20 protein-coding genes are annotated in these 22,093 nt (G+C 62.7%); 14 read left to right on the plus strand and 6 right to left on the minus strand.

The window, feature by feature from the left end:
- Positions 1-9 precede the first annotated feature (9 nt).
- The 3 genes from BLS08_RS23810 to BLS08_RS23820 are packed head-to-tail and all read right to left on the minus strand — an operon-like array spanning position 10 to position 2,465.
- On the minus strand, positions 10-771 hold the full coding sequence (locus BLS08_RS23810; protein ID WP_017675666.1) for a DnaJ domain-containing protein: 762 nt from the start codon (positions 769-771) through the stop codon (positions 10-12).
- Positions 772-1,443, minus strand: coding sequence for an N-acetylmuramate alpha-1-phosphate uridylyltransferase MurU (gene murU / locus BLS08_RS23815; protein WP_017675667.1), 672 nt, complete (start codon positions 1,441-1,443; stop codon positions 772-774). It abuts the gene before it with no gap.
- Positions 1,440-2,465, minus strand: coding sequence for an aminoglycoside phosphotransferase family protein (locus BLS08_RS23820; protein WP_017675668.1), 1,026 nt, complete (start codon positions 2,463-2,465; stop codon positions 1,440-1,442). Before BLS08_RS23820 ends, murU begins: the two co-directional genes overlap by 4 nt.
- 124 nt (positions 2,466-2,589) lie before the next feature.
- Between BLS08_RS23820 and BLS08_RS23825 the strand changes: the two genes are divergently transcribed.
- The 11 genes from BLS08_RS23825 to BLS08_RS23875 all read left to right on the plus strand — a co-directional run bounded on the left by BLS08_RS23825 (position 2,590) and on the right by BLS08_RS23875 (position 16,648).
- Positions 2,590-5,361 carry an LPS-assembly protein LptD gene (locus BLS08_RS23825; protein ID WP_017675669.1) on the plus strand — a complete coding sequence of 924 codons (2,772 nt, stop codon included), beginning with the start codon at positions 2,590-2,592 and terminating at the stop codon, positions 5,359-5,361.
- The gene (locus BLS08_RS23830) at positions 5,342-6,634 is read left to right on the plus strand and encodes a peptidylprolyl isomerase (protein ID WP_026088458.1); all 1,293 of its coding nucleotides are present in this window, start codon (positions 5,342-5,344) and stop codon (positions 6,632-6,634) included. The genes BLS08_RS23825 and BLS08_RS23830 overlap by 20 nt, the downstream gene beginning before the upstream one ends.
- A 99-nt stretch (positions 6,635-6,733) precedes the next feature.
- Complete coding sequence (gene pdxA / locus BLS08_RS23835) at positions 6,734-7,729, plus strand: 4-hydroxythreonine-4-phosphate dehydrogenase PdxA (protein ID WP_017675671.1); 996 nt, start codon at positions 6,734-6,736, stop codon at positions 7,727-7,729.
- A gap of 113 nt (positions 7,730-7,842) precedes the next feature.
- The gene (gene rsmA, locus BLS08_RS23840) at positions 7,843-8,652 is read left to right on the plus strand and encodes a 16S rRNA (adenine(1518)-N(6)/adenine(1519)-N(6))-dimethyltransferase RsmA (protein ID WP_017675672.1); all 810 of its coding nucleotides are present in this window, start codon (positions 7,843-7,845) and stop codon (positions 8,650-8,652) included.
- Between the two features lie 29 nt (positions 8,653-8,681).
- Positions 8,682-9,062 (plus strand): Co2+/Mg2+ efflux protein ApaG, encoded by a 381-nt coding sequence (gene apaG, locus BLS08_RS23845; protein WP_017675673.1) that lies wholly within the window; start codon positions 8,682-8,684, stop codon positions 9,060-9,062.
- The gene (locus BLS08_RS23850) at positions 9,062-9,880 is read left to right on the plus strand and encodes a symmetrical bis(5'-nucleosyl)-tetraphosphatase (RefSeq protein WP_017675674.1); all 819 of its coding nucleotides are present in this window, start codon (positions 9,062-9,064) and stop codon (positions 9,878-9,880) included. Before apaG ends, BLS08_RS23850 begins: the two co-directional genes overlap by 1 nt.
- A 32-nt stretch (positions 9,881-9,912) precedes the next feature.
- A complete protein-coding gene (glpE, locus tag BLS08_RS23855; RefSeq protein WP_017675675.1) occupies positions 9,913-10,242 on the plus strand; it encodes a thiosulfate sulfurtransferase GlpE in 330 nt (109 codons plus the stop codon).
- Positions 10,243-10,525: 283 nt separating this feature from the next.
- Positions 10,526-12,448: a PrkA family serine protein kinase gene (locus tag BLS08_RS23860; protein WP_017675676.1), complete on the plus strand. Its 1,923-nt coding sequence runs from the start codon at positions 10,526-10,528 to the stop codon at positions 12,446-12,448.
- A gap of 74 nt (positions 12,449-12,522) precedes the next feature.
- Positions 12,523-13,794: a YeaH/YhbH family protein gene (locus tag BLS08_RS23865; protein ID WP_017675677.1), complete on the plus strand. Its 1,272-nt coding sequence runs from the start codon at positions 12,523-12,525 to the stop codon at positions 13,792-13,794.
- Positions 13,795-13,804: 10 nt separating this feature from the next.
- Positions 13,805-15,370 (plus strand): SpoVR family protein, encoded by a 1,566-nt coding sequence (locus tag BLS08_RS23870; RefSeq protein WP_017675678.1) that lies wholly within the window; start codon positions 13,805-13,807, stop codon positions 15,368-15,370.
- A 57-nt stretch (positions 15,371-15,427) separates the two neighbouring features.
- Positions 15,428-16,648: a multifunctional CCA addition/repair protein gene (locus BLS08_RS23875; protein ID WP_017675679.1), complete on the plus strand. Its 1,221-nt coding sequence runs from the start codon at positions 15,428-15,430 to the stop codon at positions 16,646-16,648.
- 181 nt (positions 16,649-16,829) lie between these two features.
- On the opposite strand, the gene folK is transcribed toward BLS08_RS23875, so the two are convergent.
- Both folK and folB read right to left on the minus strand, forming a co-directional pair.
- The gene (gene folK / locus BLS08_RS23880) at positions 16,830-17,363 is read right to left on the minus strand and encodes a 2-amino-4-hydroxy-6-hydroxymethyldihydropteridine diphosphokinase (protein WP_017675680.1); all 534 of its coding nucleotides are present in this window, start codon (positions 17,361-17,363) and stop codon (positions 16,830-16,832) included.
- Positions 17,354-17,710: a dihydroneopterin aldolase gene (gene folB / locus BLS08_RS23885; RefSeq protein ID WP_003463543.1), complete on the minus strand. Its 357-nt coding sequence runs from the start codon at positions 17,708-17,710 to the stop codon at positions 17,354-17,356. The genes folK and folB overlap by 10 nt, the downstream gene beginning before the upstream one ends.
- Positions 17,711-17,785: 75 nt before the next feature.
- Here folB and plsY point away from each other — a divergent pair, with 75 nt between their 5' ends.
- Entirely contained in the window at positions 17,786-18,355 is a 570-nt protein-coding gene (gene plsY, locus BLS08_RS23890) for a glycerol-3-phosphate 1-O-acyltransferase PlsY (RefSeq protein WP_055985383.1), read from the plus strand.
- 93 nt (positions 18,356-18,448) lie between these two features.
- Here plsY and tsaD read toward each other — a convergent pair whose 3' ends face one another.
- Entirely contained in the window at positions 18,449-19,474 is a 1,026-nt protein-coding gene (tsaD, locus tag BLS08_RS23895) for a tRNA (adenosine(37)-N6)-threonylcarbamoyltransferase complex transferase subunit TsaD (protein ID WP_021488758.1), read from the minus strand.
- A gap of 203 nt (positions 19,475-19,677) precedes the next feature.
- Between tsaD and rpsU the strand changes: the two genes are divergently transcribed.
- Both rpsU and dnaG read left to right on the plus strand, forming a co-directional pair.
- A complete protein-coding gene (rpsU, locus tag BLS08_RS23900) occupies positions 19,678-19,893 on the plus strand; it encodes a 30S ribosomal protein S21 (protein WP_003290642.1) in 216 nt (71 codons plus the stop codon).
- A gap of 147 nt (positions 19,894-20,040) precedes the next feature.
- Positions 20,041-22,041 carry a DNA primase gene (dnaG, locus tag BLS08_RS23905; RefSeq protein ID WP_017675684.1) on the plus strand — a complete coding sequence of 667 codons (2,001 nt, stop codon included), beginning with the start codon at positions 20,041-20,043 and terminating at the stop codon, positions 22,039-22,041.
- The last annotated feature ends 52 nt before the right edge of the window (positions 22,042-22,093 follow it).

The following is a 22,093-nucleotide window of genomic DNA, read 5'->3' on the forward strand; positions in this document are numbered from 1 at the left end:
AACTACCTGCTAGCGAATGCCTCGGCGCTGGCGAATCAGCGCATAGGCCTGATGCAGTTGGCGCGTGGTGTCGGTGGCTTCACGAATGCGCTCAGGCGAGGCGCCGGAGCCGGCCAGTTTGTCCGGGTGATGGCGGCTGAGCAGGCGCCGGTAGGCGCGCTTGATCTGCTCAGGCTCGCTGCCTTCATTGACACCCAACAGGCGCAGCGCCTCCTGGTAACTGCCGCCGGCCGGTGCCGGCTGCTGACTGCGACGCGGCGCGTATTCCTCGCCCAGGCTATCGAGCCGGGTGCTGTCCCAGCCGAGCCACTTGCCCCAGAGCAGAATCAGTTCATGCTCACTGGCCGATACCCGTCCATCGACCCAGGCCATGCGCCAGCAGGCTCGAAGCATGGCATCGGCGCGCTCACGCTGACGCTGCAGCGGCGCACGCAGGTTGTCACGCCCGGTCTTGCCACGGGCGAAGGCCTCGATGGCACGTCGCTGAGCTGCAGCGTCCAACCCCAGCCTTTGCATTTCCGAGCGAGCCTGCTGGATATGGCTCTGCACCACCCGGCCGTCGCTCTTGGCCAGACGCCCCAGCATCAGAAACAGCAGGTCGTCATCCGACGGCGCCGCACGACCGCCCAGACGCTCGCGCAGGTTGTCCCAGCCATGCAGGCGCAGACGACGGTCCAGCACCTGCCCGAGCAGACCGCCCAGCAGAGCACCAGGGATGCTGGCCAGGGCGAGCCCGGCCGCTGCCCCGAGCATGGTGGCCGGCCACAACACCTAGCGTGCCTCCTGCAGCAAGCGCTCGACTTCGGCCAGGCGCTCGTGCGTACCGACGTCGACCCAGCAGCCGCCATAGTGCTCGCCGCTGACCTGCCCGGCCGTGATCGCCTCACGCAGCAGCGGCGCCAGCTTGAAGGCACCGGGCTGAGAAGAGCCGAACAGACGCGGGTGCAGCACGGCGATACCGCTGTAGGTCAGCCGCTCGCCTGTCGCCTCACCGTCACGAACCTGACCCGCAGCCAGAACGAAATCGCCCTGCGGGTGATGCGCCGGGTTATCCACCAGCACCAGGTGCGCCAGACCGGCGAGCGGCTCACGCAACGCGGCGAAGGCGTAGTCGGTGAAGACATCGCCATTGACCACCAGAAATGGCTCGGCACCCAACAGCGGCAGCGCCTTGAAGATGCCGCCACCCGTTTCCAGCGGCTCACCTTCGGGGGAATAGACGATACGCACACCGAAGCGCGAGCCATCGCCGAGGTAGTCCTCGATCTGCTGGCCTAACCAGGCGTGGTTGATCACCAGTTCGGTGAAGCCAGCAGCGGCCAGGGCGCGGATGTGGTACTCGATCAACGGCACGCCCGCCACCTGCACCAGCGGTTTGGGCGTATGCAGCGTCAAAGGACGCATGCGCTCACCCTTACCCGCCGCGAGGATCATCGCCTTCATGCACGGGCTCCTTCATCTTTCGCCAGGCTGGCGAACAGCTCACCCAACTCGGCGAGCTCCGGCCGACGCGTCAACACAGCCTCTATATAAGAGAAGAAACGTGGCACATCGCCAAGGTACTTGGGCTTGCCATCGCGGTGGCAGATGCGCGCGAAGATGCCGATGACCTTGAGGTGGCGCTGCACGCCCATCAGGTCGCTGGCACGCAGAAAGTCCTCGAACGATGCCTGTAGCGGAATGCCCGCCGCCTTGGCACGCTCCCAGTAGCCCTGCAGCCAGCCCCGCACGCGCGCCTCGGGCCAGCTGAGGAAGGCATCCTTGAACAGACAGGTGATGTCGTAGGTGACCGGGCCGTTGACGGCATCCTGAAAATCCAGCACGCCGGGGTTGGGTGCACTCTGCATCAGGTTGCGCGGCATGAAGTCGCGGTGCACGACCACCTTGGGCTGCGCCAGGGCGCTGTCGATCAACAGGCGACTGATACGCTGCCAGGCGGCCTCCTGCTCGGGTGTGAAGGTAAGCCCCAGGTGGCGTTGTACGTACCACTCGGGAAACAGCTGCAACTCACGACGCAGCAACGCCTCGTCGTAATGCGGCAGATGGCTGTCGAGGGGCAAGCGCTGCAGCAGCAGCAAAGCCTCGATGGCATCGTCGAACAACTCGTCGGCATTATGTTCGTTTATCACGTCCAGATAGGTCTGACGGCCCAGGTCATCGAGAATCAGGAAGCCCTGCTCGAGATCGGCAGCCAGCACCTGCGGCACATGCACACCGGCACTGGACAGCAAGGCCGCGATACGCACGAAGGGCTCGCAGTTTTCCTGAGGTGGCGGCGCATCCATCAGGATCAGGCTGCGCTCACCGGCCTGCCAACGAAAATAGCGGCGAAAGCTGGCGTCGCTGCTGGCGGGAGTGAGCTCGGCCTCAGGCACCAATCCCCATTCGCGTGCTGCGAAGAGAGGGGGCAGTTGCTCGGCGAGCCAGGTTTGCAGCTGTTGCAGACGTACATCGTGTTCAGACATCAAGGGGTCTCCGACGGCGCTAGCCGTTGCGCGGGTCATGCTTTATTATCCAGCATCTTTTTCAGCCCATCGAGAGGCGTGCGGCCCCTGGGCCGATAGCGCGCAGGAAGCCCGGACTAACAAGATGGCAGTAAAATACCCCGCGTTCCGCAAGAAATTCCCGCTGCTGGTCACCGGCAGCCTCCTGGCCTTACAGCCCGCGTTCAGCCTACAGTCCTTTGCCGCCGAGCAATACGATTGCCAGGCGTCGCCCACGGGCGGCTGGGCCTGCGCGCCGAAATCAGCGGCCAGCGCCCTGCCTCCGCGCCCGGTGCACAGCCGTGACGCTGTCAGCACCGGTGCTGCCAGCAGCGAGGCGGTAGCCAAGCAGGATGCCGCCCCGGTGCTGGTCACCGAGAGCAGGGGCCGCGCCCTCGCCTCGCGCAGCCCCGATTACAGTCACTTGGACTGGGTCCCGCGCGATAAGTTGACTGCCGCGCAACTGGCCGAGGCAGGTCCTTACTGTGCAGGCGCCTACGTCGAGCCGCTGCGCCCGGGCATGGATGACACCACGCCGCTGGACGAGTCGCCGATGTACGTTTCCGCCAAGGCCTCGCGCTTCGAGCAGGAAAAGCAGATCGCCACCCTTGCCGGTGACGTCGTCCTGCGCCAATCCGGCATGCAAGTCGAGGCCGACGAAGCCAGCCTGCACCAGACGGAAAACCGTGGTGAACTGGTCGGCAACGTACGCCTGCGCGACAAGGGCATGCTGGTAGTCGGCGACCGCGCCGAACTGCAGCTGGATAACGGCGAAGCCCGTATCGACAATGCCGAATACGTGATGCACCAGGCCCATGTGCGCGGTAGTGCGCTCTACGCCAAGCGCGAAGAGACCGCGATCATCCGCCTCAAGGATGGTACCTATACCCGTTGCGAACCGGGCGACAATGCCTGGCATCTGAAGGGTAACAACGTCACCCTGAACCCGGCGACCGGCTTCGGCACCGCGACCAACGTGACGCTGCGGGTCAAGGACATTCCGGTGTTCTACACCCCGTACATCTACTTCCCGATCGATGACCGTCGCCAGTCCGGCTTCCTGCCGCCGAGCATCGGCACGTCGAGCAGCAATGGCTTCTCGCTGCAAACGCCGTACTACTTCAACCTGGCGCCGAACTACGACGCCACGCTGTACCCGACCTACATGGCCAAACGCGGCCTGCTGATGGAAGGTGAGTTCCGCTACCTGACCGAGAGCAGCGAAGGCCAGGTCGGCGGCGCATGGCTGAATGACGACGAAGACGAGCGTAAACTGCAGTCCGAGTACGAAGATCAGCGTTGGATGTACAGCTGGCAGCACAAGCAGGGCCTGAACTCGCGCCTGCTTGCCGAGGTCGACTACACCGACATCAGCGACCCTTACTACTTCCAGGATCTCGATACCGATCTGGGCATCGACAAGCAAACCTATGTCGACCAGCGCGGCACACTGACCTATCGCGGTGACAGCTATCGCGCGCGCCTGAACGTGCATGCGTACGAACTGGCCAACATCACCGATGTGACACCGTATGATCGTCTGCCGCAGATCACCCTGGACGGTAAACTGCCGTTCAATCCGGGTGGTCTGGACTTCACCTACGGCACTGAATACGTGCGCTTCGACCGCAACCTGCGCTCGGGCTTCTTCATCGACAAGGATGGCGTAACCGGTCGCCCGCAAGACCTCTGGTATGACGAACGCCTGACCGGCCTATCAAGGGCCGATGGCGAGCGACTGCACCTCGAACCAGGCGTTAGCCTGCCACTGAACTGGAGCTGGGGCTTCGTCAAACCTCAGGTCAAGTACCTGCAGACCAACTACGACATCAGCCTGGATCAGCAAGGCAAAGACACATTGCTGGCTGAGCAGAATTACAAGGGCACACAGAGCCGCGGCGTCGGCCTGTTCAGCGTCGACAGCGGCCTGTATTTCGACCGCAACACCCAACTGTTCGGCAAGGATTTCCGCCAGACCCTGGAACCGCGTGCGTTCTACCTCTATGTACCGGAAGAAGACCAGACCGATATCCCGGTATTCGACACAGGCGAGCCGACCTTCAGCTACGCCTCGTTGTGGCGTGAAAACCGCTTCAGTGGCAAGGATCGCATCGGTGACGAGAACAAGCTGTCGCTGGGCGTGACCAGCCGCTGGATCGAGTCGAATGGCTTCGAGCGTCAGCGTTTCAGCGTCGGCCAGGCCTTCTACTTCGAAGACCGCAAGGTGCAGCTGCCGGGCATCGACTACCGTACCCGCCAAGAAGCCACCGCCGACGTGTCGCCTTATGCGCTGGAGTACCTGTATCGCTTCAATCGCGACTGGCGCTTCTCCTCGACTTTCAACTGGGACCCGGACCAGCACGCTACCCGCTCGGGCAGCGCAATGTTCCATTACCAGCCGGAAGACAATCCGAACAAGATCGTCAACTTCGGTTATCGCTATCGTAACGACACCGTGCGTTATGACCGTGACAGCGGTACCTGGACCACCAACCCGGACTATGGCAACCCTGATAGCCCCAACTACATCAAGAACTACTACAAGATCGACCAGCATGACTTCTCCGTCATCTGGCCGCTGGCTCCGCAGTGGAGCCTGATCTCGCGCTGGCAGTACGACTATGGCCGCAACCGTACCCTCGAAGCCTTCGGTGGTTTCGAATACGACAGCTGCTGCTGGAAGCTGCGCCTGATCAACCGCTACTGGATCGATTACGACGAAGTCAGCCTCGACCCATCGCGCAACGACGAGCCGGACCGCGGCATCTTCCTGCAGATCGTCCTCAAGGGCCTCGGCGGCGTTGTTGGCAACAAGGTGGAAACTTTCCTCGACCAAGGCATTCAAGGTTACCGTGAACGTGAAGACCAAGCTTTCTGATCGCCTGCGCCCCCTGCTGTTGGGCGCAGCACTGCTGGCAGCAACGGCTCAGGCCCAGGTTCGCTCACTGGATCGCGTCGTGGCCATCGTCGACAACGACGTGGTCATGCAGAGCCAACTCGACGCTCGCCTGCGTGAAGTGCAGCAAACCATCGACAAGCGCGGCGGCGCCCTGCCTCCTGGCAACGTACTCAGCCAGCAGGTGCTCGAGCGCCTGATCATCGAGAACATCCAGCTGCAGATCGGCGACCGCTCCGGCATTCGCATCACCGACGAAGAACTGAACCAGGCCATGGGTACCATCGCTCAGCGCAATGGCATGAGCCTGGAGCAGTTCCGTGAAGCACTGGCACGCGACGGCCTGTCCTATGCCGATGCGCGTGACCAGGTGCGTCGCGAGATGGTCATCAGCCGTGTGCGCCAGCGCCGCGTGGCCGAACGCATTCAGGTTACCGATCAGGAAGTGCAGAACTTCCTCGCCTCCGACCTGGGCAAGATGCAGCTGTCGGAAGAATTCCGTCTGGCCAACATCCTGATTCCGGTTTCCGAAGGTGCGTCCTCCAGCGAAATCCAGACGGCCGACCGTCAGGCGCAGGAGGTTTATCAGCAACTGCAGCAAGGCGCAGACTTCGCCCAACTGGCTGTTTCTCGCTCTGCCAGCGAGAACGCCCTGGAAGGCGGTGAAATGGGCTGGCGTAAAGCGGGTCAGTTGCCTCCGCCGTTCGACAACATGATCAGCCAACTGAACCCGGGCGAGGTTACCGAGCCGGTGCGTACGCCAGGCGGTTTCATCATCCTCAAGCTGATCGAGAAGCGCGGCGGCGACACCCAGGTGCGCGACGAAGTACACGTGCGTCACATCCTGATCAAGCCCAGCGAAATTCGCAGCGAAGAAGAAACTCGTCGTCTGGTCGAGCGCCTGTATCAGCGTATCGTCGATGGCGAGGATTTCGCTGAGCTGGCGAAGAGCTTCTCCGAAGACCCGGGCTCTGCGCTCAACGGCGGCGACCTGAACTGGATCGACCCGAACGCCCTGGTCCCCGAATTCCGCGAGGTGATGAACAACACCCCCAGCGGCGAGCTGTCCAAACCGTTCAAGAGCCCTTACGGCTGGCACGTGCTGGAAGTCATGGGCCGTCGCGCCACTGACAGCAGCGCGCAGTTCCGCGAGCAACAAGCCGTTAACGTGCTGCGCAACCGCAAGTACGACGAGGAGCTGCAGGCCTGGCTGCGCCAGATCCGCGACGAAGCCTACGTCGAGACCAAGCTGTAACAGCGTCATTGCGTACGAAAGCCCGGCCCTGTGCCGGGCTTTTTCGTTATTGGCCCGGCAGCGTAAACTGACGCCCCCGCGCCCACACAGAGAGCGACCATGACTGCGCAGCAATGCTTTGCCCTCACCCCAGGCGAGCCCGCCGGCATCGGCCCCGATCTCTGCCTGCTGCTGGCCCAACAGGCCCAGCCTGCGCCACTGGTCGCCATCGCCAGTCGCGAGCTACTGGCGGACCGCGCAAAGCAATTGGGGCTGACTATCGAGTTGCTGACCGTCAGCCCGCAGCACTGGCCAGACAAGCCCGCAGCAGCGGGCGCTCTTTATGTCTGGGATACGCCGCTGGCTGCCCCCGCAATCCCAGGAAAGCTGACGTCCGCCAACGCCGCCTACGTACTGGAAACCCTCACCCGCGCAGGCCAAGGCTGCCTGGACGGAACCTTCGCCGGCATGATCACCGCCCCCGTGCACAAAGGTGTGATCAACGAAGCGGGCATCGCTTTCTCCGGTCACACCGAGTTTCTCGCTGAGCTGACCCACACCCAGCAGGTGGTGATGATGCTGGCGACCCGCGGCTTGCGCGTGGCGCTGGTCACTACCCACCTGCCCCTGAAAGATGTCGCGGCCGCCATCACCGCCGAGCGTCTGGAACGCGTCACCCGCATCCTGCATGCAGACCTGCAAAGCAAGTTCGGTATCGCCCAGCCGCGCATTCTGGTTTGTGGCCTCAATCCGCACGCCGGCGAAGGCGGCCATCTGGGTCGCGAGGAAATCGAGATCATCGAGCCGACGCTGGAACGCCTGCGCACGGAAGGCATGAACCTGATCGGCCCGCTGCCTGCCGACACCTTGTTCACCCCCAAGTATCTCGAACAGGCCGATGCGGTATTGGCCATGTACCACGACCAGGGCCTGCCGGTGCTCAAGTTCAAGGGCTTCGGCGCCGCGCTGAATGTCACCCTTGGCCTGCCGATCATCCGCACCTCGGTGGATCATGGCACCGCGCTGGATCTGGCCGGCACTGGCAAGGTCGACATCGGTAGCCTGCAAGTGGCGCTGGAGACCGCCTACCAGATGGCCGCCAGCGGCACGGCATGAACCGCTGAGGCCACGGCCCGCGCCCACGACGCCATTCGCTGGTAGACTGTGCGACTTTCTTTTTTGCATCCAGCCTCGAGCAACACGACTCGGGGCGTTGCGCGGAGCCGTACATGTCCGAATACCAACACCGCGCGCGCAAGCGCTTCGGCCAGAACTTCCTGCATGATGCCGGGGTGATCGACCGCATCCTGCGCGCCATTCGCGCCAAGGAAGATGAACGCCTGCTGGAGATCGGCCCAGGCCAGGGCGCCATTACCGAGGGTTTGCTCGGCAGCGGCGCGCAGCTCGACGTGATAGAGCTTGACCTCGACCTGATCCCCATCCTGCAAAACAAGTTCGGCGACAATCCGCGTTTTCGCCTGAATCAGGGCGACGCACTGAAATTCGACTTCGCCCGCCTCGACGCGCCGCCACGCAGCCTGCGCGTGGTCGGCAACCTGCCCTACAACATCTCCACGCCGCTGATTTTCCACCTGCTGGACAACGCGCCACTGATTCGCGACATGCACTTCATGCTGCAAAAGGAAGTGGTCGAGCGCATGGCCGCAGGCCCGGGCGGCGGCGATTGGGGCCGTCTGTCGATCATGGTGCAATACCACTGCCGCGTGGAACACCTGTTCAACGTTGGCCCCGGCGCATTCAACCCGCCGCCCAAGGTCGACTCGGCCATCGTGCGCCTGGTGCCGCATGAGACCCTGCCGCATCCAGCCAAAGACCACCGTCTGCTCGAGCGCGTCGTGCGCGAGGCCTTCAACCAGCGCCGCAAGACCCTGCGCAACACGCTCAAGCAGTTGATGCCGGCCGAGGCCATCGAGGCTGCTGGTGTGGACGGCAGCCTGCGCCCCGAGCAACTGGATCTGGCAGCCTTTGTCCGCCTGGCCGACCAACTGGCTCTACAGCCCTCTGCTGCGCAGGACTAAACTGCAATCACGCCCAACGGATCATTCGCATGTCCGACCCTCGTTATCAGATCGACGTCAGCGTCACCACCCGCTACCTGGCCGCGCAGTCGCAGCCGGAGCAGAGCCGATACGCGTTCTCCTACACCGTGACCATCGTCAATAACGGCGAGCTGCCGGCTCAGCTGTTGTCGCGCCACTGGATCATCACCGACGGCGACGGTCGCGTGCAGGAAGTGCGCGGCGCCGGCGTGATCGGCCAGCAACCGCATATCGAGCCCGGCGCCAGCCACACCTACAGTAGCGGAACGGTCATGACCACCCAGGTCGGCACCATGCAGGGCAGCTACCAGATGCTCGCCGAAGACGGCAAACGCTTCGATGCGAGCATCGCGCCATTCCGTCTGGCTGTGCCAGGGGCCCTTCACTGATGGCGGTGTATGCCGTCGGCGACCTGCAGGGTTGCCTCAAACCGCTCAAGTGCCTGCTCGAGCAAGTGTCTTTCGATCCCGCGCATGACCAGTTGTGGCTGGTGGGCGACCTGGTCAACCGCGGCCCGCAGTCGCTGGAAACCCTGCGTTTCCTCTACTCCATCCGCCAGGCGGTAACCTGCGTGCTGGGCAACCACGACCTGCACTTGCTGGCGGTGGCACACAACATCGAGCGCCTGAAGAAGGGCGATACCCTGCGCGAGATTCTCGATGCGCCGGATCGCAACGACCTGCTCGACTGGCTGCGCATGCAGAAACTGGTGCACCACGACGCCGAGCGCAAGGTGACCCTGGTGCATGCCGGCATCCCGCCGCACTGGACGCTGAGCAAGGCGCTGCGCCGCGCCGCCGAGGTCGAAGAGGCACTGCGTGACGATGCCCGTCTGCCGTTGTTTCTCGACGGCATGTACGGCAACGAGCCGGCCAAATGGAACAAGGAACTGCACGGCGTCACCCGCCTGCGGGTGATCACCAACTATTTCACCCGCATGCGCTTCTGCAAGGCCGACGGCACCTTGGACCTGAAGAGCAAGGAAGGCGTCGGCAGCGCACCGCCAGGCTTCGCCCCCTGGTTCAGCCACCCACAGCGCAAAATGCGCGGCGAGAAGATCATCTTCGGTCACTGGGCAGCGCTGGAAGGCAACTGCACGGAACCTGGCCTCTACGCGCTGGATACCGGCTGCGTCTGGGGCGGTGCGATGACCCTGCTCGACGTCGACAGCGGAGCACTGCACCGCTGCACCTGCCCCAAGGAATAAGCCAGCCTCCCATCCGGTAAAGGTCCCCGAACATGAGTGAATTCAAGCGTATTTCCCCCCAACAGGCGCAGGAGCTGCGCACCCAGGGCGCCGTCGTGGTCGATATTCGCGACCCGCAGAGCTTCGCCAATGGCCATATCAGCGGCTCGCGTCACCTGGACAACCACTCGCTGCATGATTTCATCAGCCACGCCGACCTCGACGCGCCATTGATCGTCTCCTGCTACCACGGCAACTCCAGCCAGGGCGCCGCAGCCTACCTGGCCGGTCAGGGTTTCTCCGAGGTGTACAGCCTCGACGGCGGTTTCGAGCTGTGGCGCGCCACCTACCCAAGCGAGACCGCGCAAAGTTCCGAAGAATAAATTTCTTCACGCGGCAGGCCGCGCCCGCTCTGGCCTGCCGCCACTTCCCGACGTACGGTAACATCCCGTTATCGTTGTCTCGCCCTTGACGCTCTGCAGAACGAACTATTCTGTTACTCAGGCCATCCCACTGAAGGTAGAGCCGGCAAACCGGCATCGGGCCATCGGTAACGACTTTTAGGTTTTGGGGGATTGTTCCCGACTTCTTCGGAGCCGGAGTTACCCAGCACCTGCACGCACGACCGATCCCGAGCCAGCTTTCAGCATCGAGCGAGGTGAAGTCATGAGCATTTTCAGTCACTTCCAACAACGTTTCGAGGCGACCCGCCAGGAGGATTACTCGCTGCAGGAGTACCTCGAACTGTGCAAACAGGATCGCAGCGCCTACGCCACTGCGGCCGAGCGCCTGCTGATGGCCATTGGCGAGCCGGAACTGCTGGACACTTCCAGCGATTCACGGCTGTCACGCATCTTCTCCAATAAGGTCATCCGCCGCTATCCGGCCTTCGCCGACTTCCATGGCATGGAAGAGTGCATCGATCAGATCGTCTCCTACTTCAGGCATGCCGCGCAGGGCCTGGAAGAGAAGAAGCAGATTCTCTATCTGCTCGGCCCGGTGGGCGGCGGTAAATCCTCGCTGGCGGAAAAGCTCAAGCAACTGATGGAGAAAGTGCCCTTCTACGCCATCAAGGGCTCACCGGTATTCGAGTCGCCCCTGGGGCTGTTCAACGCCACCGAAGACGGCGCCATCCTCGAAGAGGACTACGGCATCCCACGGCGCTACCTCAGCTCGATCATGTCGCCCTGGGCCACCAAGCGCCTGCAGGAGTTCGGCGGCGACATCAGCCAGTTCCGCGTGGTCAAACTGTACCCGTCGATCCTCAACCAGATCGCCGTGGCCAAGACCGAACCAGGCGATGAGAACAACCAGGACATCTCCGCCCTGGTCGGCAAGGTGGATATCCGCAAACTGGAGGAATACCCGCAGAACGACGCCGACGCCTACAGCTACTCGGGCGCGCTGTGCCGGGCCAACCAGGGCCTGATGGAATTCGTCGAGATGTTCAAGGCGCCGATCAAGGTCCTACACCCGCTGCTGACCGCCACCCAGGAAGGCAACTACAACAGCACCGAAGGCCTCGGCGCGATTCCCTACAGCGGCATCCTGCTGGCCCACTCCAACGAGTCCGAGTGGCACAGCTTCCGTAACAACAAGAACAACGAGGCCTTCATCGACCGTATATATATCGTCAAGGTGCCCTACTGCCTGCGCGTGACCGACGAGATCAAGATCTACGACAAGCTGTTGATCAACAGCTCGCTGGCCAAGGCCCATTGCGCGCCGGACACCCTGAAGATGCTTGCCCAGTTCTCCACCCTGTCGCGCCTGAAGGAACCGGAGAACTCCAATATCTACTCGAAGATGCGCGTCTACGACGGCGAGAACCTCAAGGACACCGACCCGAAAGCCAAGTCGATTCAGGAGTATCGCGACAGCGCGGGTGTCGATGAGGGCATGAACGGCCTGTCGACCCGCTTCGCCTTCAAGATTCTGTCCAAGGTATTCAACTTCGATCCGCACGAGATCGCCGCCAACCCGGTACACCTGCTGTACGTGCTGGAGCAGCAGATCGAGCAGGAGCAATTCCCCGCCGAGGTGCGCGAGCGCTACCTGCGCTACATCAAGGAATACCTGGCGCCGCGCTACATCGAGTTCATCGGCAAGGAAATCCAGACCGCCTATCTGGAGTCCTACAGTGAATACGGGCAGAACATCTTCGACCGCTACGTGCTGTACGCCGATTTCTGGATTCAGGATCAGGAGTACCGCGACCCGGAGACCGGCGAGATTCTCAACCGCGTAGCGCTCAACGAGGAGTTGGAGAAGATCGAGAAACCGGCCGGCATCAGCAACCCGAAGGATTTCCGCAACGAGATCGTCAACTTCGTGCTGCGCGCCCGTGCCAACAACAACGGCAAGAACCCCACCTGGCTCAGCTACGAGAAGCTGCGCGTGGTGATCGAGAAGAAGATGTTCTCCAACACCGAGGATCTGCTCCCGGTCATCAGCTTCAACGCCAAGGGCAGCAAGGAGGATCAGCAGAAGCACAACGACTTCGTCAAACGCATGGTCGAGCGCGGCTACACCGAGAAGCAGGTTCGCCTGCTGTCGGAGTGGTACCTGCGGGTTCGCAAGTCTCAGTAAGCCCAATCCGGCGCGCGGCGCGTGCCGGGTCATTCGCTGCCTGCCTGTGGCTATGGGCAGGCTAGGGAGACGTCATGAGCTACGTGATCGACCGGCGCCTCAACGGCAAAAACAAGAGCACGGTTAACCGCCAGCGCTTCCTGCGGCGTTACCGTGAACACATCAAGAAGGCGGTGGAGGAAGCCGTCAGCCGGCGCTCCATCACCGACATGGAGCACGGCGAGCAGATCAGCATTCCGGGTCGCGATATCGATGAGCCGGTGCTGCATCATGGCCGCGGCGGCAAGCAGACCATCGTCCACCCCGGCAACAAGGAATTCACCGCCGGCGAGCGCATCCCCAGGCCGCAGGGTGGTGGCGGTGGACGCGGCAGTGGCAAGGCGAGCAACTCCGGCGAAGGCATGGACGAGTTCGTGTTCCAGATCACCCAGGAGGAATTCCTCGATTTCATGTTCGAGGACCTGGAGTTGCCCAATCTGGTCAAGCGCCACCTGACCGGTGCGGAAACCTTCAAGACCGTGCGCGCCGGTATCAGCAACGAGGGCAACCCCTCGCGCATCAACATCGTGCGCACCCTGCGTTCGGCCCACGCACGGCGCATCGCCCTGTCTGGTTCCAGCCGCGCCAAATTGCGCGAAGCCAAAGCAGAACTGGAGCGATTACGCAGGGAAGAGCCGGACAACTTCGGCGATATCCAGGCCATTCAGGAGGAAATCGAACGCCTCAGCGCGCGCATCCATCGCGTGCCCTTCCTCGATACCTTCGACCTCAAGTACAACCTGCTGACCAAGCAGCCCAACCCCAGCTCCAAGGCGGTGATGTTCTGCCTGATGGACGTCTCCGGCTCCATGACCCAGGCCACCAAGGACGTGGCCAAACGCTTCTTCATCCTCCTGTACCTGTTCCTCAAGCGCAATTACGACAAGATCGACGTGGTCTTCATCCGCCACCACACCAGTGCCAAGGAAGTGGACGAGGAGGAGTTCTTCTATTCCCGGGAAACCGGCGGCACCATCGTTTCCAGCGCCCTGAAGCTGATGCAGGAAGTCATGGCCGAGCGCTACCCGATCAACGAGTGGAACATCTATGCCGCCCAGGCGTCGGACGGCGACAACTGGAATGACGATTCACCGGTATGCAGGGATATATTGATCAACCAGATCATGCCGTTCGTGCAGTACTTCACCTACGTCGAGATCACCCCACGCGAACACCAGGCGTTGTGGTTCGAGTACGAGCAGGTGGCCGAAGCCTTCGCCGACAGCTTCGCCCAGCAGCAACTGGTGTCCGCCGCGGACATCTACCCGGTGTTCCGCGAACTGTTCCAGCGTCGCCTGGTGAGTTGAGGGCCAAGCCATGAATGCCAGCAGCAGAAAGCGCGAGCCGATCTCCACCGGATCGGAGTGGACCTTCGACCTGATCCGCCAGTACGACAAGGAAATCGCCCGCATCGCCGAGCGCTATGCGCTGGACACCTACCCCAACCAGATCGAGGTGATCACTGCCGAACAGATGATGGATGCCTACGCTTCGGTGGGCATGCCGCTTGGCTACCACCACTGGTCATACGGCAAGCACTTCCTTTCCACCGAAAAAGGCTACAAGCGCGGGCAGATGGGCCTGGCCTACGAGATCGTGATCAACTCCGACCCTTGCATCGCCTACCTGATGGAGGAAAACACCATCTGCATGCAGGCACTGGTGATCGCCCACGCCTGCTACGGCCACAACAGCTTCTTCAAGGGCAACTACCTGTTCCGTACCTGGACGGACGCCAGCTCGATCATTGATTACCTGGTATTCGCCAAGCAGTACATCATGCAGTGCGAGGAGCGCTACGGCATCGATGCCGTGGAGGAGTTGCTCGACTCCTGCCACGCGCTGATGAATTACGGCGTCGACCGTTACAAACGCCCCTACCCCATCTCCGCCGAAGAGGAGCGTCGGCGCCAGAAGGAACGCGAGGAACACCTGCAGAAGCAGATCAACGACCTGTGGCGCACCATTCCCAGAAATGCAGGCAAGGGCAGCGAGAAGGACAGCAAGCGCTTTCCCGCCGAACCGCAGGAAAACATCCTCTATTTTCTGGAAAAACACGCGCCCTTACTGGAGCCCTGGCAGCGCGAGGTGATCCGCATCGTGCGCAAGATCGCCCAGTACTTCTACCCGCAGCGCCAGACTCAGGTGATGAACGAAGGCTGGGCGACCTTCTGGCACTACACCCTGATGAACGATCTGTACGACGAAGGCCTGGTCACCGACGGCTTCATGATGGAGTTCCTGCAGTCGCACACCAGCGTGGTCTACCAGCCGCCGTTCGACAGCCCCTACTACAGCGGTATCAATCCCTACGCCCTGGGTTTTGCCATGTACCGCGACATCCGCCGTATCTGCGAAAACCCCACCGAAGAGGACAAACGCTGGTTCCCGGACATCGCCGGCAGCGACTGGCTGACCACGCTCAAGTTCGCCATGAACAGCTTCAAGGACGAGAGCTTCATCCTGCAGTTCCTTTCACCCAAGGTGATTCGCGACTTCAAGCTGTTCGGTATTCTCGACGACGACCAGAAGGACGAACTGCTGGTGCCGGCCATTCATGACGAACCGGGCTACCGCACCATCCGCGAACTGCTCGCCGCACAGTACAACCTGGGCAACCGCGAGCCCAACGTACAGATCTGGAACATCGACCGCCGTGGCGACCGCTCGCTGACCCTGCGCCATCAGCAACACGACCGCAAACCGCTGGGCGACTCCACTGGCGAAGTACTCAAGCATCTGCACCGGCTGTGGGGCTTCGACATTCATCTGGAGGTCTGCCAGGGCGACCAGTTGATCACCACCCAGCATGTACCACCACGCGGCAGCTCGGAGAACGACAGCGAATACCCGAGGCTGGACCTGATCATTCCGCCGATTTGATCGCCTGCGCGCTCGACACGTTCTTCGGTATCCTCTGCGCTCAGTGGAGGAACATACATGCAGATCTACAAAGTCGGCGGCGCCGTGCGCGATCGCCTGCTTGGCCGCCCCATCAGTGAAGTGGACTGGGTCGTGGTCGGCGCCAGCGCCGAGCAGATGCTCGAACTCGGCTATCGCCCGGTGGGTGCCGACTTTCCGGTGTTCCTGCACCCGCAAACGGGCGAGGAATATGCTCTGGCTCGCACCGAACGCAAGAGCGGGCACGGCTATGGCGGTTTCACCTTCCATGCCAGCCCCGACGTCACCCTGGAACAGGACCTGATCCGCCGCGACCTCACCGTCAATGCCATGGCCGAGGACGACCAGGGTAACCTGATCGATCCCTATAACGGCCAGCAAGATCTTGAAGCCCGCATCCTACGCCACGTTTCCCCGGCATTCGCCGAAGATCCGCTGCGTGTCCTGCGTGTGGCCCGCTTCGCCGCGCGCTATGCACCGCTCGGCTTCAGCGTCGCGACAGAAACCCTGATGCTGATGCGTGAGTTGGCAGAGTCAGGCGAACTGGCCCACCTCACCGCCGAACGCAGCTGGAAGGAAATCTCCCGCGCCCTGATGGAGCCGCGCCCGGACGTGTTCGTCCAGGTGCTGCGCGACTGTGGCGCGCTGGCCGCCCTGCTGCCGGAAGTGGACGATCTGTTCGGTGTGCCGCAACCGCAGGCACACCATCCGGAAATCGATACCGGCGAGCATGTGCTCAGCGTGCTGCGCCAGTGTGCGGAGCACGACCAGCCGCTGAACGTGCGCTGGGCCAGCTTGCTGCATGACGTCGGTAAAGGCCTGACGCCCGAGGATCAGTGGCCGCGGCATATCGCTCACGAGCAAAAGGGCCTGCGCCTGATCCAGGCGATCAACGAACGCTGCAAAGCGCCCCGTGACTGCGCCGAACTGGCAATGCTGGTCGGTGAGTTTCATACCCATGGCCACCGCGCGCTGGAGCTGCGCCCCTCGACGCTACTGGAACTGCTGCAACGCTTCGACGTGTTCCGCCGCCCGCAGCGCTTCGCCGAATTCGTTGCCGCCTGCGAGATGGATGCACGTGGTCGCCTGGGCCTGGAGCAACGCGAATACCCACAGGGCGCCTACCTGCTGGGCGCCGCCGAGGCAGCACGGCAGGTACCGGTCAAACCGTTGCTGGAGAAGGGATTCAAGGGTGCAGAGCTGGGCGAGGCGCTCAACCGCGAGCGTCTGCAGGCGCTCAAGGCCTACAAGGACCAATAGCCTTGTAGGAGCCGCGCCCCGCGGCGAATTGTGGCCAAGCCGCAAATCTTTCTGAACGGCCACAATCGCTTTCGCCCCGGGGCGGGGCTCCTACACCGATACGCGCGATCAAACAGAAATCAGCCGTAGCCCGGATGCAATCCGGGGTAATTCTGAGGCCGCCACCCGGATTGCATCCGGGCTACACAGGGCGCGTCTGCAGCAACTCTACCGGCGTCAGCTCGGTACCACGCCAGTGGAAAGCCGCCGGCCATAACTGCTGATCGATCTGCGCCGAGGCCCACAGCTCGGCGAACGAACGGCCAGCTACCGGGTGCTGCAGCTGCGGCGCCAACAGCGCCAGCGGCCAGAGCACGAAGGCGTTCTTGAGAATTTCCGCGCGCGGCAGGATCAGACCGTTGAAATTGCCGACCTGCTCGCCATACAGCAGCACGTCGATGTCCAGCGGCAAACCCTTGCGCTCCGGCGCGTAGCGGCCATTGTCGGCTTCGATGAATTTCAGCCGGCGGTCCAACTCCAGAAGCGGCAGTTCAGTCTCACCCACCACCACCAGATTGAAGAAGTTGCCGCTCTTGATGCCCACCGCATGGCTCTCGAACACCGGCGAGCAGCGCATGTCGCTGAGCAGCCCCGCCAACGCATCGAGACCTGCGGTGAGGTGAGCCTCGCGCTCGACATTGCTGCCGAGGCCGAGAAAGACCCGAGTCAGAGGCATCCGCGCTCGATCTCCACGCCCACGCCACCGCGAGCGGCTGGCACCGCGCCGGGCTTGGTCAGCTTCAGGCGCATCCAGGGAATGTTGAACTCTTCCATCAGGGTCTGCACCAGCCGTTCGGCGAAGGTCTCAACCAGGATGAACTGCGACTCGGCCGCGAAGGCCTGAATGCGCGTGGACACGCTGGCGTAGTCGAGCGCCAGGTTGAGGTCATCACCGGCGGCGGCGGGGCGGTTGTCCCAGGCCATCTGCAGGTCCAGGCGCAGGCACTGGCGAATCTCGCGCTCCCAATCGTAGGCGCCGATCACCGTGTCGACTTCCAGCCCCTCGATAAATACTCTGTCCACCCGCACTCTCCGCGCCACGACAAGGGCGCTGCACCTCGTTAGAATCGGGCCATCCCATGCCCTGGAATGGCCACCATGTTCTGGCTTCTGGCAATCCTTGCCTACCTGCTCGGTTCGCTGTCCTTCGCCATACTGCTCAGCCGACTTGCAGGCGGGCCAGACCCGCGCGCCAGTGGCTCGGGCAACCCCGGCGCCACCAACATGCTGCGCGTGGCCGGCAAGAAACTCGCCGTGATGACGCTGATCGGCGACCTGCTCAAGGGCCTGCTACCGATCCTGATCGCCAAGCTGTTCGGCCTCAGCCTGCACCAGCAGGCCTGGATCGGCCTGGCGGCCGTCGTCGGCCATCTTTACCCGCTGTACTTCCGCTTTCGAGGCGGCAAGGGCGTGGCCACTGCCGCCGGCATGCTGCTCGGCCTCTACCCACCGGCCGCATTGCTCGCCCTGGCGGCCTGGGCCCTGGTATTTCTGCTGACCCGCACCAGCTCGCTGGCCTCACTGATCGCCACACCGCTGACACTGCCGCTGCTGGCCTGGCAACAACCGGCAGCCTTGTTACCGGCCTGCGTGCTCACTGGATTGATCGTCTGGCGCCACCGCAGCAATCTGCGTGATCTGTTCGCCGGCCGCGAGCGCCGTTTTTGACTGAAAAACAAAACCTGTAGGAGCGAGCTCTGCTCGCGAACCGAAAAGCTTCGCGAGCAGAGCTCGCTCCTACGCGTAAATACCAAATGGCGCTCACAGCGCCGGCAACGACTCCATCGGCCAACGCGCCTGCACCTTGATCGCCAGATCCTCATGCTGCCCGGCCAGCAAGCGCTGGCAACCGGCGTAGGCGATCATCGCGCCGTTGTCGGTGCAGAAACGTGGCCGCGCGTAGAACACCTTGCCCTTCATTTCGCCCAGCATGCGCTCCAGGTGCTCACGCAATGCCTTGTTGGCACTCACGCCACCAGCGATGACCAGGCTGTTCAGCCCGCTCTGCTTCAGCGCGCGCTTGCACTTGATGGTCAGAGTCTCGACCACCGCCTGCTGGAAGGCCAGCGCGATGTCGCGACGGGCTTGGTCGAGGTCGTCACCGCTGTCGCGGCATTGCTGCCAGGTATTCAGCGCAAAGGTCTTGAGCCCGCTGAAGCTGAAGTCAAGCCCCGGGCGATCAGTCATCGGCCGCGGGAAGACGAAGCGCCCCGGTGTGCCCTGCTCGGCCAGTTTGGCGATTTCCGGGCCGCCCGGATAATTCAGCCCCATCAGCTTGGCGGTCTTGTCGAAGGCCTCACCGGCGGCATCGTCCAGCGACTCGCCCAGCAACTGGTACTGGCCGATGCCATCGACTCGTACCAACTGGGTGTGGCCGCCGGACACCAACAAGGCGACGAATGGAAAGGCTGGCGGCTGCTCTTCCAGCATCGGCGCCAGCAAATGACCTTCCATATGGTGCACGCCGATGGCCGGCACGCCCCAGGCAAAGGCCAGCGCCTGCGCGCAGGAGGCACCGACCAGCAGCGCGCCGACCAGGCCGGGCCCCGCCGTGTAGGCCAGAGCGTCGATGTCGCTGGCCTGCTTGCCCGCCTCATCCAGCACCTGGCGGATCAGCGGCAGCATGCGCTTGACGTGATCGCGCGAGGCCAGTTCCGGCACGACGCCGCCGTAGACGCGATGCAGGTCGATCTGGCTGAACAGGGCGTCGGCCAGCAGGCCGCGCTCACTGTCATAGAGCGCGACGCCGGTTTCATCGCAGGAGGTTTCCAATCCCAGTACGAGCATGGAGCTTGAGCCTTGATTTGCCGCGTGGAACAAAGGCGCGCATGATAAGCGCCGCCCGGCGGAGCGGCCAGCGCTTTTCGATCAGAGGCCTTTGCATTCCTCGGCTCGAGGGGGTAACATCCGCAACCCTTAAAAACCGACGCAACCCGAGCCATTTGCCGGGAGCGCGTTGAACACCGGTAATTAACGAAGGTACGACCTGGATGCCAGCCGTCAAAGTTAAAGAGAACGAACCCTTCGACGTAGCCCTGCGTCGTTTCAAGCGCTCCTGCGAAAAAGCCGGCGTACTGGCTGAAGTCCGTAGCCGCGAATTCTACGAAAAGCCGACCGCTGAGCGTAAGCGCAAAGCCGCTGCCGCTGTTAAGCGTCACGCCAAGAAAGTGCAGCGCGAGCAGCGTCGCAGCGTTCGCCTGTACTAATACCGTACACGCAACGCTCGAATGCCCGGCCCTGGCCGGGCATTGCATTTGAAAGACTCCGCCTCGCACCTTAGCGAGTGAGCGGAGTTTTTGCTTTTCTACCCATCCGTTGTCCCGCGCTTGCGCCGGGCAGTATGCTGAGCGCCTATGGCCGGCCTGATCCCGCAATCCTTCATCGATGACCTGCTCAACCGCACCGACATCGTCGATGTGGTGAGTTCGCGCATCCAACTGAAGAAGACCGGCAAGAACTACAGCGCCTGCTGCCCGTTCCACAAGGAAAAGACCCCCTCCTTCACCGTCAGCCCGGACAAGCAGTTCTACTATTGCTTCGGCTGCGGCGCCGGTGGCAACGCCCTCGGCTTCGTCATGGACCACGATCAACTGGAATTCCCCCAGGCGATCGAGGAGCTGGCCAAACGCGCCGGCATGGACGTGCCGCGCGAAGAAAGCGGCCGCGGACACAAACCCAGACAGCCAGTCGACTCACCGCTCTACCCGCTGCTCAATGCCGCCGCCGAGCACTATCGCCAGGCGCTGAAAAGCCATCCACAGCGCAAGTACGCGGTGGACTACCTCAAGGGCCGCGGCCTGACCGGCGAAATCGCCCGCGACTTCGGCATCGGCTTCGCCCCACCCGGCTGGGACAACCTGCTCAAGCAACTGGGCGCCGACGCCCTGCAGCAGAAGGTCATGATCGACGCCGGCCTGCTGATCGAGAACGCCGAGAACGGCAGGCGCTACGACCGCTTCCGCGACCGCATCATGTTCCCCATCCGCGACAGCCGCGGCCGGGTGATCGCCTTCGGTGGCCGCGTGCTGGGCGACGACAAGCCCAAGTACCTCAACTCGCCGGAAACCCCGGTGTTCCACAAGGGCCAGGAACTCTACGGCCTCTACGAGGCGCGCAAGCACAACCGCGATCTCGACGAGATCATGGTGGTCGAAGGCTACATGGACGTCATCGCCCTGGCCCAGCAGGGCCTGCGCAATGCCGTAGCGACCCTGGGCACAGCCACCAGCGAAGAGCACCTCAAGCGCCTGTTCCGCATCGTGCCCAGCGTGCTGTTCTGCTTCGACGGCGACGCTGCCGGGCGCAACGCCGCGTGGCGCGCCCTGGAGTCCACCCTGTCGAGCCTGCAGGACGGTCGCCGCGCACGCTTTCTGTTCCTGCCCGATGGCGAAGACCCAGACACCCTGGTCCGCGCCGAGGGCACCGACGCCTTTCGCGCACGCATCAACCAGCACGCGCAACCGCTGGCCGACTACTTCTTCCAGCAGCTGTGCGAAGAAGCCGACCCGCGCTCACTGGAAGGCAAGGCACACCTGGTGACCCTGGCCGCGCCGTTGATCGACAAGATTCCCGGCAACAACCTGCGCGCCCTGATGCGTCAGCGCCTGAGCGAGATCACCGGCCTTTCCGGCGAAGCGCTGAGCCAGGTCGCCAGTGCACCGCGCAGTCATGCGCCGAACACCACCAGCCAGGCGCCCAGCAGCGATTACCCGGATTACGGTGACATCCCCGACAGCGCCTACTACGACAACCTGCCGGACGTCGGCGGTTACGAGCAGCCTGCGCCGCCCCAGCAGCATTACGAGCGCAGCAACGAAGGCGGCAAGGGCAGCTGGAAAAAAGATGGCGCCGGCAAGTGGAACAAGAAGGGCAAGGGCGATTTCGCGCCACGTGCCCCGCGCACTGCCGTGAGCGTCGAATCACCGCACCTGATCGCCCTACGCACGTTGCTCCACCATCCGCACCTGGCGCAGAAGGTCGAAGATGTCAGCCATTTCGCCGACGAAGACGACACCTATGCTCAGCTTCTCGTGGCCTTGGTCGGTGCCCTGCAGAAAACGCCCAACCTGCGTTCGCTGCAACTAATCGCCCGCTGGCACGGCACCGAACAAGGTCGCCTGCTGCGGGCGCTGGCGGAGAAGGAATGGCTGATCCAGGGTGACAACCTTGAACAGCAGTTTTTCGACACCATTACTACACTTGCAAATAGTCAATCGCAGAGGCGGCGTGAAAAGGCGCTCCGCAGCATCATTCATAAAAGCCCCAGCGAGCTCACAGACGAGGAGAAGACATTGCTCAGAGAGCACTACAGCTTGACCTCCTCGCAGAGCAGCAAGTCCCCAACTGGCGCCTAAAGCCAAAACCGAGGTATAATCCTCGGCTTGTTTTCAGCCCGCCAAGACCTTC

It is taken from the genome of Ectopseudomonas chengduensis (genome assembly GCF_900102635.1).
Taxonomy (GTDB): Bacteria; Pseudomonadota; Gammaproteobacteria; order Pseudomonadales; family Pseudomonadaceae; genus Aquipseudomonas; species Aquipseudomonas chengduensis.

What these genes read in the sequence shown, in the direction of transcription:
- folK (WP_017675680.1), bottom strand. Translation starts at nt 17,363, where the DNA reads ATGCCTCTGACTCGGGTCTTTCTCGGCCTCGGCAGCAATGTCGAGCGC.
- BLS08_RS23820 (WP_017675668.1), bottom strand. Translation starts at nt 2,465, where the DNA reads ATGTCTGAACACGATGTACGTCTGCAACAGCTGCAAACCTGGCTCGCC.
- apaG (WP_017675673.1), top strand. Translation starts at nt 8,682, where the DNA reads ATGTCCGACCCTCGTTATCAGATCGACGTCAGCGTCACCACCCGCTAC.
- BLS08_RS23865 (WP_017675677.1), top strand. Translation starts at nt 12,523, where the DNA reads ATGAGCTACGTGATCGACCGGCGCCTCAACGGCAAAAACAAGAGCACG.
- BLS08_RS23850 (WP_017675674.1), top strand. Translation starts at nt 9,062, where the DNA reads ATGGCGGTGTATGCCGTCGGCGACCTGCAGGGTTGCCTCAAACCGCTC.
- plsY (WP_055985383.1), top strand. Translation starts at nt 17,786, where the DNA reads ATGTTCTGGCTTCTGGCAATCCTTGCCTACCTGCTCGGTTCGCTGTCC.
- dnaG (WP_017675684.1), top strand. Translation starts at nt 20,041, where the DNA reads ATGGCCGGCCTGATCCCGCAATCCTTCATCGATGACCTGCTCAACCGC.
- tsaD (WP_021488758.1), bottom strand. Translation starts at nt 19,474, where the DNA reads ATGCTCGTACTGGGATTGGAAACCTCCTGCGATGAAACCGGCGTCGCG.
- rpsU (WP_003290642.1), top strand. Translation starts at nt 19,678, where the DNA reads ATGCCAGCCGTCAAAGTTAAAGAGAACGAACCCTTCGACGTAGCCCTG.
- pdxA (WP_017675671.1), top strand. Translation starts at nt 6,734, where the DNA reads ATGACTGCGCAGCAATGCTTTGCCCTCACCCCAGGCGAGCCCGCCGGC.
- murU (WP_017675667.1), bottom strand. Translation starts at nt 1,443, where the DNA reads ATGAAGGCGATGATCCTCGCGGCGGGTAAGGGTGAGCGCATGCGTCCT.
- BLS08_RS23825 (WP_017675669.1), top strand. Translation starts at nt 2,590, where the DNA reads ATGGCAGTAAAATACCCCGCGTTCCGCAAGAAATTCCCGCTGCTGGTC.
- rsmA (WP_017675672.1), top strand. Translation starts at nt 7,843, where the DNA reads ATGTCCGAATACCAACACCGCGCGCGCAAGCGCTTCGGCCAGAACTTC.
- BLS08_RS23875 (WP_017675679.1), top strand. Translation starts at nt 15,428, where the DNA reads ATGCAGATCTACAAAGTCGGCGGCGCCGTGCGCGATCGCCTGCTTGGC.
- BLS08_RS23870 (WP_017675678.1), top strand. Translation starts at nt 13,805, where the DNA reads ATGAATGCCAGCAGCAGAAAGCGCGAGCCGATCTCCACCGGATCGGAG.
- BLS08_RS23860 (WP_017675676.1), top strand. Translation starts at nt 10,526, where the DNA reads ATGAGCATTTTCAGTCACTTCCAACAACGTTTCGAGGCGACCCGCCAG.
- glpE (WP_017675675.1), top strand. Translation starts at nt 9,913, where the DNA reads ATGAGTGAATTCAAGCGTATTTCCCCCCAACAGGCGCAGGAGCTGCGC.